Below are 11,112 nucleotides of genomic sequence, written 5' to 3' on the forward strand. Positions count from 1 at the left end.
AGATCGCAGCAAGGGTAACGATGATTCGGCACTGTTTGGCTGTGCCTTGCTTTACTGTAATCAGGATGTAGACAATTTGGGCTCTAAGCCGGACATCAGTGAATGTTGTTTGGCAACTCAAACTGGAGAACATCGAGCTCCCGCAGGTGCTCTAGAAGTTGCAAAACGAACTGATGGCGCTCTGCGGGGATGCCTTGCAGGGCCCCAAGCACCGAGGCGCATTCACGGATGATCTGTTCGATCGTGCGCCGGCCGTCTATCAGCCGCAGCACGAAAAGATGGGCCGGCACGAGTTCCGACAACCCGTTGGGGCGCTTCAGGCTGTTTCCCTGAAGGCCGCAGCGATACCGGAAGGACGGCCGGTACGCTCCAGCGTTGGCATCATTCAAATCGATCCGGTAGCTCTCTGGCGGACGGTCACGCCGGCAGGCTGTGAACCAATGGCAGCCGTTGGTGGTGTTCAGGCGCTCCATCAGCGACCAGCGCTGCGGTGTCGGCAGTGACGCCAGATGCTCATAAAAGGGATTGCTGCAGAAAGCGGCTGGGCAATAGGGCGCTTTATGAGCCAGATCGTGAAAAGCCAGACCGGCTGCTTCCACCAGCTCTAGGCAGTCCGGAATCGAATAGCTGCGCTCACGGCCATGCAGAAATGTATCGACAATGCCGGCGTCATAGTCTAGATCTGGTGCGATCGACAGATAAGCGGCCAGTGGATGATCCGATTCCAATCCCGCCACGGCCTGCTTAGTCAGCTCAACCGATTGTGCTGATTGGTCGAGGTTCAGATCGCGCAGCACCGATTGCAGCAACTCGACGCCAATGCGCCCATATTTGGCATAGAGCATGACCGCAATCACCCCATCGCGGTACAGGCAGCTCGCAAGAGCCTTCAGGCCTGCGAGCGGATCGGACAGGTGGTGAAGAACACCTGTGCAGACAATCAGATCAAAGCTGCTGGCCAATTGATCCACCTCTTCGATGGCAAGCCGGTGCAACTGGAGATTGCGGAGCGCATGGCGTTCGATCAGGGTCTGGTGGTGAGCAAGTGACGCCTCGCTCACATCGATGCCAACCACCTGGGCCGTGGGGTTGGTGTGGGCCATCGCGGCGGCCTGACTGGTTCCGCATCCGGCCACCAGGATCCGCATGCCATCGGTGTAAGGCCGGTCAGGCCAGAAGAGGGTATGGGCATGGCTGGGGTCGAACCATTGCCATTGGTTTTTCAGCCAGTCATCGAGATCCGCGATCGGCGCCGGATAACTCCACTGCTCGTACTGACGAGCCACAACATCAGTCGTTGGAGTCTCGGCCATGGTTTGTGTTTGTTCTGGTTCTGAGTCGGGCATCTTGCGATACACCAGCCAGCGCATTTCAATCGGGGAATCTTGGCGTGGCAGATCGAACACATCCAACCCGCTCACCCAGTTGGCGTACCAGCTGGTGGGAGGCCAGGCGCCCTCTGGGAGAAGGCGCTGTTCGTAGTCATAAACAGAATCATCCGCAACCAGGCTAAGAGGCAGATCCTTCACACCCTCCGCCAACTCGGAAGTCGTAAAAATGGCTGAATACACCTGCAGTCCCAGCTCGCGGGCGGCTGCATCGGGGGTGTAGCCGCGGATGGGTACAAACACGTTGAATACCAGCTCTCCACCTGGAGCCAGGCACGCGGCTGCCAATTCGAACATCTGGCGGAGCTGAGCTGGGCCGCGGAAGTCCGAAACAACCTCCGAGAGCACCACGAGTCCGTAGTCATCCCGCAGTGCAATGCTGGTGGAAAAGACATCCCCCTCGAGAACACGCAATGGCAGTGATTCCTGCTCGCTCGCGTCCCGAATAATCGCGGCAAACCGGCTACTCAGCTCCACCGCATCCACCGGATGACCGCGACGGGCAAGTGCAAGAGCATTACGTCCGGTGCCTGCACCAATGTCGAGTACAGGGCAACCTGCAACAGCGAGGGCCATGACACGAGCATCGGGCTCCGTACCGAAGTAAGGAGGTTGGCGAGTAGACACCCACTCGTCATAAACATCTTCAAGGCGTGGTGCCTGATGCGTCACGTTGTAGGTCACGCTGAGGCCCACTGGGACCTCGTAGCCAATGACGATCTCGGCGCGGGGGGACGTTTCGTAGGCCTCGAGAAGCTGGTCGGCCAGAACATTGCGAAGCTGACCGCGCTCCTCGTCAGTGAAGCTGACACCCAGAGGCGCAAACGTTTGTACACACACGGCCTCAATCTCATCGAGCAAAGCCGGTACAGCTGGTAACCGGATCTGGCCCGTGGTCACACTGCGGCAAAGCAGTCGTCGGCTTATCGCAGCTCGCTCTGGCTGAGCTGAGCTAGTCATCGCAGCCCCATGGCGATCAAGTCGCGATTCAGGGAGGTGATCAGGATCTCTAGGTCACACGAGTAAGCCCGATCGGGCATGAACAGCGTGGGGGTCTGACGAGCTAGAGAATCGGTCGCCGAAGTATCGCCCATGGCGGGACCTGAGCTGGCTTACAAGAGCCCAGCGTTGCCGCCATTGCCGCCACTGCCTACCCCACCCTTGCCGCCCGCACCTCCGACCCCACCATTGCCGCCATTGCCTGCGGTGCTTCCAGCGCCGCCATTGCCGCCACTGCCGCCCACACCTCCGGCCCCACCATTTCCACCATTACCACCAGCGCCGTCATGCACCCTTACATCACGGTTGGAAGGGCCGATCGATAGAGCCTTGATCGCTGGTGTATTCAGAATGTTGGTGGATGGCGTTGAGCGTTTGACGGGGCGGCTACCGAAGCGATATGTGAGATTGACCGAGACACGGGTATCAAAAGCCTGGTCGTAGGAGAGATTGGCTCCTGCGCTAAGGCCATCGCTAATCGTGTAGTCCACTCGCCCAACAACACCCGATCCATTGGCGGTAGCGAGGTCTCCGTTCTGGTAGTAGTAACCCAACGTGGCCTTTAAATCGGGAGTAATGAAGGCCCCAATATCCAGGCCGTAGGTATTAAGTGCACCGCCGTGGTAGGTGTTATTAAGATTGTAGGTTCTCGCGCCCGTCGGCAGTAAGGCATAAGCGTTGAGCTGCCAGTGGTCGCCGATGGCTTCCAAGCCAACTGCTGCCTGCTGGAAAAACACCGTGCGCGAGCCTGTCACCATGACGCCCGTATCAGCCTGCCCCGTGGACATGGGCCGTGTGTCATACCCGGCGTTCACGCCAAACATCCAGCTGCGATCACTGTTCAACCAGCGATAGCCAAGTCGCGTGGATGTTGAAATAGTGGTGCCCGCCACCTCGGTATTGATGATACTGGAGAAGTTGCCGATGTCTGGCAGATTGACATTAGCCAGGGCATCCAGGAAAAAGACGCTGTTGGTGCCCACGGAGAGCGGCAGGAAGCCACCGATACCCATTTCGTTCGGGGTTCCTGCACCCTGTGTTTGACCCTGGAAGCCCCAGTTGAACTGCACGGCATCCTTAAGGGACAACTCCATCACGCCCAGGTCTGCAGCAGTGCCTTGAGCGACTTTGGCTTCTTCCGCGCCTGCAGGGGTGATGCCAAAGGGCGTCGATGCCAGTGCCAGAGCAACCGTGCCTGCCAGAGAGAGGTTGAGGCGGATGGAATGCTGCACTACGGCTCAATTTGTCGATAATTGCTGAAATGTGTTTCAAAAGTGCTGCTGCGTCTGGTTTGGGTGGCCGGTTCTAAGGTTGGTAGCAGGATGGCATCAATGTTTTGGTCGCAGAGCCAGACCCACAGCCACCACCGCGAACGCAACCTGAGCAGAGGGCCTAACGTCAGCCCATGACTACGATCAGCTCGAGCGGCTCCGACCTGCAGGCGGTCAAGACCGCCCTGAGCGGTTTGCAACCCAAGCCAAGCCGGCTGGTGTTGTTCGGCTCTCGGGCCCGTGGGGACGCCCGGCCTGATTCCGACATTGATCTGCTGGTGGTGATGCCCCAGCCCACGCTCACGCCACAGGAGCGGCAGCTGGCTCTGCGTTCGTTGCGGGCGGCATTACGCCCCCTGCCCCTGAAGGTGGGCGTGGATCTTGTGGTGGTGGGTGAGCAGGATGCCCGCGACCTCGCCGGTTCCCGTTGGCATGTGGTCGCCAGGGCGCTGCGGGAGGGAGAGATCCTCGATGACGCCGGCTGAAGACGCGCGCCTGCTGCTGCGGCTGGTGGAACGCCATCTCGGCAGCCTCAGGGGCACGTTGAACCCTGCTGTCTTCGCAGATGAGGACTGGGGCTTTCTGGCTCAACAGACGCTCGAGAAAGCACTCAAAGCTCTCCTGGTCATCCACAACCAGGAACCCCCCAGAAGCCATTCCCTGCAACGTCTGCTCCAGGAGCTCGAGGCCTGCGGGGAAAGTGTGCTCCTGGCGCCGGAACTGCTCGAGCTCGATGATTTCGCCGTTCTGGCTCGCTACGACGCAGACCCCACTCCTCTCCCGGCGGAACGGAGCCGACTGCTGGAGCTGCTGGAAGACCTTCAGGCTGATCTTCAGCGGCGCATTCCCTGATTCGTTCCGCCGGCCCAGAGCGCCATCGCTGGACTGATCACCACCTGAGCCCACCAGCGCTGGATCGAGGGGGGCCTGGCGCAGCATTCCGCACCAGCCAGGATGACCTCATGACGACGGTCAGCGCATCATCGATCGAGGAGCGGCTGCCAGCGATGGCAGCCGTGATCCAACGCGCCATCCCCGGCTGCGAGGTGCGTTTGTTCGGTTCCCGGGCCCGCGAACAGACAGGGCCGGATTCCGACATCGATCTGCTGATCACAGCGCCCGATCGCTGGCTGGAGGATCACCACCGCTTCGAGGTGCTCAATGCCCTCTGGGATGAGCTGAGCCAGGCCGATGTCTCCCTCGATCTACTCCTCTATTCCCAGAGCGAATGCGAGGCCAGGCGCCACTGGCGCAGCCATGTGATCGGCCGTGCTTACCGCGAGGGGAAGCTGCTGCATGGCCCTCTCTGAGGCGGAGGGGCTACTGCGGATTGCTGCTCCTCCTCAAGGAGAGGGACCTGGCGGAGCAGGCAGACACCCGAGCCCAGAACCCTGCCTACGCTTGGAGCAGAGCCGCGGCGTCTGCCATGCCGACACCAAGCTGGACGGACTGGGCTGAATGCCCTGCTGTGGAGCAGGATCCCCAGCGCGTCAGCGGCGCCTGGGTGTTCCGCGGCACGCGGATCCCTGTGGCGGCACTGTTTCAGAACCTCGAGGACGGCGTGTCGTTGGCTGAGTTGGTGGAGCTGTTCCCTGGGGTGACGAGCGAGCAAGCGCGCCTTGTGCTCGAGCACGTCGGCGGATCCACCCAGCTGGGGTGCATACGCTAAACACATGACCTTCTCCCGCATCACGCACGATCCCGCTGTGATGGGCGGCAAGCCCTGTATTCGAGGGATGCGCATCAGCGTCGGAACAATTGTGGGGTTGGTGGCCAGTGGCGCCACCCGTGACCGAATTCTGACGGCCTATCCACTCCTGGAAGCTGGCGACGTTGATGAGGCCCTGGCCTATGCCGCCTGGCGGTTAGAAGAGCGGGAGGAGGCTCTGGTCCTGAAGTGATGCTGCGCCTTCTGGTCGATATGAATCTCTCGACCGAATGGATTCTTCTTCTCAAGACAGCCGGCCATGAGGCTGTGCATTGGTCGGAGGTCGGGAACCCGCGAGCGCCTGATCAGGAGCTGATGCTTTGGGCTCGTCACCATGGCGCAGTGGTGTTCACCCACGATTTGGACTTCGGCACGATGCTTGCCCTGAGCGGAGCAGATGGGCCCAGTGTTCTACAGGTGCGTTGTATGAACGTGCTTCCTGAGGTGATCGGTGAGCTGGTTATCCGCCTTCTAGACAACTACCGCGAAGAACTCCTGCAAGGTGCTCTCGTGGTTGCTGATGAACGGCGTCAACGTGTACGAATCCTGCCGCTTCATGTGGGTGACCCATCCAATCGTTGACGATCTGACCGGGAAGCAACAGACAAGGCCGGCCACCGGCCGGCCTGAGCTTCAGCGACTCGCGGCAGCAGCCAGGGCCCGCACCACGGCCTCCTGATCGGCCTCGATGGCGCGATCGATCGCATCCACCCGGGCGTGGAATAGCGCCATTGCCGGCAGCAGCTCCTCTTCGAGCAGGGTGATCTCCTCCTCCCCGTAGGGGTGATCGATCCAGGGCCTGGGGATCAGCAGCCCGCGGGTGGTGCGGGTGGCCAGCAGCCACTGCAGCGCCCGATAGCAGGACTCCACCAGGGCGATCGGATCCTCTGGCGCGTAACAAACAGCGTGTGTAGCCATGACGAACTGACGCCTTCCGGCGCAGCGACGGGACACCGCAGGGCACGCCCCGCCCGGCAAGGGGCGCCGCCCGCGGCGCCTCGCGTCAGCCCTCGCCCAGGGGCGAGCCTGGAGGGGCCCGGCGCAGCGCATCTGACGGTGCGTCGACAAGCTTGTGGCCGGCGATGCCAGTGGCAAGCCGCTGCGTTCCTGGGCGTCGCCGTGTCCCTCGCCATCCGCCTGAAGCAGCAGCAGGAGCAGGCTTTGACGGCAGCTGCCAAGTGCCTTGGGGTCAGCGCGACGGAGCTTGCGGCGGCAGCCGTTCGCGACCTGCATGCCCAGCCATCGACTGACCTGGTGGCTGCCGCTCAGAGGGTGCTCGAGAAACACCGTGAGGTTGACCGCCGTCTGGCCTAGCCGCTGTTGCCATGGTCGCCGTCCGCAACCTCGATCGCGCCCACCGGGGGGACGACCTGTGGGTCGCGGCACTACAATGTGGTGCATGGAGAGGGGTCTATGAACAACCGCTCACTGACCATCCGTCTCGATCAGGAGCTGGACCTGGAGCTCGATGCCGCCTGTGCCGCAACCGGGCGCTCCCGCGGCGAGATCGTGCGTGATGCACTCCGGCGACAGCTCCAGTTGATGCGCTTTGAGCGCCTGCGCAGCCAGGCACTGCCCTACGGGGAGGCGACGGGCTGGCTCACGGACGAGGACGTGTTTGCCACCGTGTCCTGAGCGGCGTGCGCGTTTTCCTGGATACCAACGTTCTGGTCAGCGCCTTCCTGGCACGTGGTTTCTGCGCCGATCTATTTCGCCTCGTGCTGATCGAGCACACCCTCGTGACCAGCGAGGTGGTGCTCACAGAACTGCAAGACGTGCTCAGCCGTAAGGGCCGTTTACCTGCTCCGCAGATCGCAGCCATCCAGGCATTTCTGCGCGACCAGCCGGTGGCCCCCTGGCCTGCCCAGACCCTGCATCTGGGCCTGGTGGATCCCGATGACGAATGGGTGGTGGCCAGCGCCGTCCTTGTGGATGCAGATCTGTTTGTGACGGGGGATCAAGGCGTCCTGGCCTGCATCCAGCCGCCACTGCCGATCGTCAACCCGCGGGGCTGTTGGGAGCGGTTGCGCAGCTCAGACTGAGCAGCCTTGCCGTTCAGCAGCCAGCGTCCGGTTCCTCCGCGTCCGCAGGTGGTCTGTTCCATGGGGGACGGCGGGACCCTCCCAGCGGGCCTCGGTCGGGTGTTCCACGCCTTCCTCCCCCATGGCACACCCCACCGCTCCCTGCTGCGAGATCCGCACCCTGGTGCTCCACACCTATCCGGATGGCATCAAGGCCTTTGGCCATGAGCGCATCACCACCCCGATGGGTCGCCGCGGCAAGCCGCTCAAGAAGCTGCGCCTGATCCCTGCCGAGAAAGCCTTTGCTCTGGCCCGCAGGTTCCAGGGGCGATTTGGCACCACCGTCTCGGTGATCTGAGCCACCGGCGGGAGGCTCTGCCTCCCGCGCTCCAGGCCAACGCCAACGCCTCCACCACTCCCTCTCGGACAGAGTCACCTTCATCGGCTATCAGATCGCAGCAGCACGCGATCAGCTTCCACAAGGGAGGCGCTTGCCACTGCCGAGCTCTCTCTGTTTCCAGAACCAGACCTTGGCTGAATCCATCGCACCGGAGGATCCAACTGCACAGGCCTTCATTAGGGAGTCAAGGCTCAGCCAGAGCGGTGATCGCCTGAAGCACCATCAGTACATCAGGCAGTCGCTGCTGACTGGCCTGATCGGGCGGCAGAAAGGCTGGCAGTGCCTCCAGAAAGGCGGGGGTATTCAACAGATCGCGGAATTGTGCCGCGAGATCGTTCCGCAACTCAGGCGGACTGAGCCTGCATTCCTCCAGCAGTGAGGCACGACCGTCCACCACCGCCATCAGGTCTTCCAGATCGTGGCTGAAGAGGTAATCACCCTTCCCGCGTCCGTGGAAGGCCTCCAGCTTGGTGGCCAGGAACACGGGTGCCGTCACGACCCGGATCGAGCGCCCGCTCGGCAGCCCTTGGAGCTGGGCGGTCTCCAGGGCGAGGGGATACCAACGATTGGAGAAGCCCAGGATCTCGATCTGGGCTGGCATCAGGTCGAGAATGAGGTCGTTGATGCACCATCGACAGAGGGGAGCGCCTGGTCGGCTGTCCTCCTGAAAACCCCGCTGCCGCAGTTGCCTCCCCAGCTCGTGATAGTCGGACCTGGCGATCACGCTGCAGATCACATCAACATCCTGGGTGGGCCGGATCTCCGGCAGAGCCGGATCCGTGATCAGCACACCGGCCACGGCGCCGCCAACAAACACCAATTGCTCGAGCAGCGCCCGGCCCAACTGCTCAGCGACCCGCTCCAGCAGGACGACATTGGGCTCGTTGGGATTCATGGCTGCAACCGCTCCTCCAGCAGGGACAGCGCCAGGGCCTGTTCACGGGCACTGCCGCCACGCACCGCGTCGAACAGGGCCAGCAGCTCCCCAAGGGCCGGGTTGCGCTCTGCCGCCTCGGGAACGCTGGGATAGAGCGGATGGAAGGCGATGCCGCGGGCTGTTCCCTTCTTCCAAGGCCACACCGGTGGTGGGTCGCCGCTCGGCCGGATCTGCTCGTTGAGGGGGTAGGCGGCGTAGGCGGTGGGAACCCCGCGACTGAGTGCCCCCAGGGTGGCGGGAAAGCAGTAGCGAGCCCCGTGCTGCACGAAGGCTTTCAGGGCGGCGCGGGCAACGGAGGGCTTGCCAGCCTCATCCTTGATCGCCAGCCTGGCGGCCACGGCACGCTCCACCGCCGCATGGGCTTCCGAAGCCGTCAGGCCCAGTTCCGCGCCGAGGGCCGCATAGGTGGGCGCTGCACCTGGCTCCAGAGCTAGACGCAGGAGCACCACCAGATCCTGTGGGCGCAGCACGAGCTGGGGATTGGAGTGTGAGCGGGCCACGGTCGCACCAGGCCATTCGGCATTCGCGAATAGCGAATATAGCGCTCTCCTGTCTGGCTGGCCCGGTCCGGCTCCAGGTTGTGGCGCGGCTCAGCCGCCGCGCTCCACACCACCACAGCCCAGGCCATCCAGCAGACCCTGCAGCTGCTCGGCGCGCCGCCACTCCACCCGCAGCGAGCGCTGCAGCGGCTGCCTGCGGATCAACAGCAGATCGATCTCCGCCAACTCCTTTAGGGAGCGGATCAGGGGCGGCAGCAGCTCGGTGCGGATCAGCTCGCGCTCCTCGCGCTGATAGGGCTGATCAATCCAGCAGCGCCGCCACATCCGCGGACCGCGCTCCTCCATCAGCGCCTGCACCGCCCGCAGGGCGGCCTCGAGCAGCAGGACGGGATCCTCCTGGGGCCGGCCGATCCGCTGCAGCGCAGCAGCGGCCAGCAATGGGCGCGTGGGGGTGACAACCATGGCGATCGGCGCCGGGTGCGGCGCAGCGACGGGACCGATCCCAGCGGAGGCCCGACATCAGGAGGGCCTCAGACTGGAGAGGCCCGGAGCAAGCCCACCCACAGGTCTGCACCTGTCGCTCTGCTGTGTGCCCGGCGGAACGTGGCGCACTGGCCCCGCCGTTGTCATGGTCGGAGCAGAGCCCGGGACGTGCGCGATGAGCTGGAGCGAACTGGAACGCCTGGTGGAGGACGCCGAAACCCAGGGCGATCTGCAGCGAGCCTTGCGCCACTGCCGCTCGCGCAAGGAGCTGATCCTGGCGGCACGGCGCTTGGGCTACCGCATCACCCGCATCGACCTGCAGCGGGCTTGGCAGGAGGAGCAGGCGGAGGCGGGCGCGCAGCAGGCTGGCGGGTAGTTGGGCTTTCAGTCGTCGGGGATCTCTCCGGCTGAGCCAGAGGTACCAGGCTCTCTCGCGAACAACGGCGGAAGAGCCGCCAGCGACGCTGCATTCAGCTGAGCCGCTCCAGCGTCCGCTCACAGCGCCGCCCGATCTGATCCAGGAGTGCTCCTGCGCTATCCAGCCCAGCGGCTTCAAACAGGGTGAGGCTGCTCACCGTCTTGGCGGCATCGAGGCCGCTTCCCATCAGGTGCTCCAGGCTCTGGCCGAGCTTTCGGAGCTGCTCGTCGATCACGCCGATCACTGCCTCCAGCCGCTGCCGCAGCAACGGGTCGGCCAGGTAGGTGCGGGCTACATCCAGGTCTGCAATGCCATAGCGCTGGGCCATTGCCGAGCGGCCGAGGCCGGCCAGCTGGGGCAGCACGAACCAGATCCAGTGGCTGCGTTTGCGCCCGTCGCGCAGTTCGGCCAGGGCGCGGTCGTAGGCGCTGGGGCTGCCGGTGTTCTGGGCCGCAAGGAAGCTGGAGCAATCAGCCATATGGGCAGATGCAGGCTGACCAAGCGTGAAGGAGTCAGCGGTCAGCCCTTATTCCGCTTCAACTCCTCGAGCAGAACACCTGCCATGGAGGCACCGGCTCCTGAGATCACCCAGAGCGGCACTCCGACAGCGGTACCAAGTGCAGCTACGCCTGCTCCCTGGGAGCCAAAGGCCGCCAGGCCAATCGCTACACCCCCCATGCCGAACCTTGCCGCTGTGGATCGCTCATCCCAAGCCACACGCTTGATGTGCTGCATCACCAGCTTTGCGGCGGTTACAGCGGCTTTGCTGGAAGCTGTGATGGCAATGGCCTTCTTGGCTTTCTCCAGCTTCCCCAGGGGCGCATCTTTGAGCACCAGCAGCTGAGTGATCCATTGCTGGAGAACCACCCGATCACTCGCTGACGTGGCCTGGACGATCGTGATGGCGAGTTGACGCTCCTTGGCCTGGTCGTCGGAATCCATGGCTGGCTGAGCACGGAGTTCAGATTAGGCCCCCAGGATTGGATC

20 protein-coding genes are annotated in these 11,112 nt (G+C 63.2%); 11 read left to right on the top strand and 9 right to left on the bottom strand.

The window, feature by feature from the left end:
- Window positions 1-95 precede the first annotated feature (95 nt).
- The 3 genes from KBZ22_RS04585 to KBZ22_RS04595 form a co-directional block, all read right to left on the bottom strand.
- Entirely contained in the window at window positions 96-2,249 is a 2,154-nt protein-coding gene (locus KBZ22_RS04585) for a methyltransferase domain-containing protein (RefSeq protein WP_255021209.1), read from the bottom strand.
- Between the two features lie 95 nt (window positions 2,250-2,344).
- On the bottom strand, window positions 2,345-2,482 hold the full coding sequence (locus tag KBZ22_RS04590) for a hypothetical protein (protein WP_255021210.1): 138 nt from the start codon (window positions 2,480-2,482) through the stop codon (window positions 2,345-2,347).
- An 18-nt stretch (window positions 2,483-2,500) separates the two neighbouring features.
- A complete protein-coding gene (locus tag KBZ22_RS04595) occupies window positions 2,501-3,619 on the bottom strand; it encodes an inverse autotransporter beta domain-containing protein (protein WP_255021211.1) in 1,119 nt (372 codons plus the stop codon).
- A gap of 173 nt (window positions 3,620-3,792) precedes the next feature.
- Between KBZ22_RS04595 and KBZ22_RS04600 the strand changes: the two genes are divergently transcribed.
- From KBZ22_RS04600 to KBZ22_RS04625, 6 genes are all read left to right on the top strand, one after another.
- Window positions 3,793-4,143 (top strand): nucleotidyltransferase domain-containing protein, encoded by a 351-nt coding sequence (locus tag KBZ22_RS04600; RefSeq protein WP_255021212.1) that lies wholly within the window; start codon window positions 3,793-3,795, stop codon window positions 4,141-4,143.
- Window positions 4,130-4,510 carry a HEPN domain-containing protein gene (locus tag KBZ22_RS04605; protein WP_255021213.1) on the top strand — a complete coding sequence of 127 codons (381 nt, stop codon included), beginning with the start codon at window positions 4,130-4,132 and terminating at the stop codon, window positions 4,508-4,510. The genes KBZ22_RS04600 and KBZ22_RS04605 overlap by 14 nt, the downstream gene beginning before the upstream one ends.
- Window positions 4,511-4,620: 110 nt before the next feature.
- Window positions 4,621-4,968 carry a nucleotidyltransferase domain-containing protein gene (locus tag KBZ22_RS04610; protein WP_255021214.1) on the top strand — a complete coding sequence of 116 codons (348 nt, stop codon included), beginning with the start codon at window positions 4,621-4,623 and terminating at the stop codon, window positions 4,966-4,968.
- Window positions 4,969-5,084: 116 nt separating this feature from the next.
- On the top strand, window positions 5,085-5,327 hold the full coding sequence (locus tag KBZ22_RS04615; RefSeq protein WP_255021215.1) for a DUF433 domain-containing protein: 243 nt from the start codon (window positions 5,085-5,087) through the stop codon (window positions 5,325-5,327).
- A 4-nt stretch (window positions 5,328-5,331) separates the two neighbouring features.
- Entirely contained in the window at window positions 5,332-5,559 is a 228-nt protein-coding gene (locus KBZ22_RS04620) for a DUF433 domain-containing protein (RefSeq protein WP_255021216.1), read from the top strand.
- Window positions 5,559-5,948: a DUF5615 family PIN-like protein gene (locus tag KBZ22_RS04625; RefSeq protein ID WP_255021217.1), complete on the top strand. Its 390-nt coding sequence runs from the start codon at window positions 5,559-5,561 to the stop codon at window positions 5,946-5,948. The genes KBZ22_RS04620 and KBZ22_RS04625 overlap by 1 nt, the downstream gene beginning before the upstream one ends.
- A gap of 51 nt (window positions 5,949-5,999) precedes the next feature.
- On the opposite strand, the gene KBZ22_RS04630 is transcribed toward KBZ22_RS04625, so the two are convergent.
- On the bottom strand, window positions 6,000-6,284 hold the full coding sequence (locus KBZ22_RS04630; protein ID WP_255021218.1) for a hypothetical protein: 285 nt from the start codon (window positions 6,282-6,284) through the stop codon (window positions 6,000-6,002).
- 201 nt (window positions 6,285-6,485) lie between these two features.
- Between KBZ22_RS04630 and KBZ22_RS04635 the strand changes: the two genes are divergently transcribed.
- The 4 genes from KBZ22_RS04635 to KBZ22_RS04650 all read left to right on the top strand — a co-directional run bounded on the left by KBZ22_RS04635 (window position 6,486) and on the right by KBZ22_RS04650 (window position 7,745).
- Window positions 6,486-6,680, top strand: coding sequence for a hypothetical protein (locus KBZ22_RS04635; RefSeq protein ID WP_255021219.1), 195 nt, complete (start codon window positions 6,486-6,488; stop codon window positions 6,678-6,680).
- Between the two features lie 99 nt (window positions 6,681-6,779).
- A complete protein-coding gene (locus KBZ22_RS04640) occupies window positions 6,780-7,001 on the top strand; it encodes a ribbon-helix-helix domain-containing protein (RefSeq protein ID WP_255021220.1) in 222 nt (73 codons plus the stop codon).
- Window positions 7,002-7,006: 5 nt separating this feature from the next.
- Entirely contained in the window at window positions 7,007-7,408 is a 402-nt protein-coding gene (locus tag KBZ22_RS04645; protein ID WP_255021221.1) for a putative toxin-antitoxin system toxin component, PIN family, read from the top strand.
- A 121-nt stretch (window positions 7,409-7,529) separates the two neighbouring features.
- Window positions 7,530-7,745 carry a hypothetical protein gene (locus tag KBZ22_RS04650; RefSeq protein ID WP_255021222.1) on the top strand — a complete coding sequence of 72 codons (216 nt, stop codon included), beginning with the start codon at window positions 7,530-7,532 and terminating at the stop codon, window positions 7,743-7,745.
- Between the two features lie 226 nt (window positions 7,746-7,971).
- Here the strand turns inward: KBZ22_RS04650 and KBZ22_RS04655 are convergent, their stop codons facing one another.
- The 3 genes from KBZ22_RS04655 to KBZ22_RS04665 form a co-directional block, all read right to left on the bottom strand.
- Window positions 7,972-8,682, bottom strand: a complete 711-nt coding sequence (locus KBZ22_RS04655; RefSeq protein WP_255021223.1) for a nucleotidyl transferase AbiEii/AbiGii toxin family protein — start codon at window positions 8,680-8,682, stop codon at window positions 7,972-7,974.
- Window positions 8,679-9,224, bottom strand: a complete 546-nt coding sequence (locus KBZ22_RS04660) for a hypothetical protein (RefSeq protein ID WP_255021224.1) — start codon at window positions 9,222-9,224, stop codon at window positions 8,679-8,681. Before KBZ22_RS04660 ends, KBZ22_RS04655 begins: the two co-directional genes overlap by 4 nt.
- Before the next feature lie 90 nt (window positions 9,225-9,314).
- Window positions 9,315-9,686 (bottom strand): hypothetical protein, encoded by a 372-nt coding sequence (locus KBZ22_RS04665; protein ID WP_255021225.1) that lies wholly within the window; start codon window positions 9,684-9,686, stop codon window positions 9,315-9,317.
- A gap of 196 nt (window positions 9,687-9,882) precedes the next feature.
- Between KBZ22_RS04665 and KBZ22_RS04670 the strand changes: the two genes are divergently transcribed.
- Entirely contained in the window at window positions 9,883-10,083 is a 201-nt protein-coding gene (locus KBZ22_RS04670; RefSeq protein ID WP_255021226.1) for a Nif11 family protein, read from the top strand.
- A gap of 94 nt (window positions 10,084-10,177) precedes the next feature.
- Here KBZ22_RS04670 and KBZ22_RS04675 read toward each other — a convergent pair whose 3' ends face one another.
- Window positions 10,178-10,603, bottom strand: coding sequence for a DUF1810 domain-containing protein (locus KBZ22_RS04675; protein ID WP_255021227.1), 426 nt, complete (start codon window positions 10,601-10,603; stop codon window positions 10,178-10,180).
- Window positions 10,604-10,644: 41 nt separating this feature from the next.
- A complete protein-coding gene (locus tag KBZ22_RS04680) occupies window positions 10,645-11,067 on the bottom strand; it encodes a hypothetical protein (RefSeq protein WP_255021228.1) in 423 nt (140 codons plus the stop codon).
- Window positions 11,068-11,112 lie beyond the last annotated feature (45 nt).

Source organism: Cyanobium sp. L1E-Cus (genome assembly GCF_024345755.1).
GTDB classification, from domain to species: Bacteria; Cyanobacteriota; Cyanobacteriia; order PCC-6307; family Cyanobiaceae; genus Cyanobium_A; species Cyanobium_A usitatum.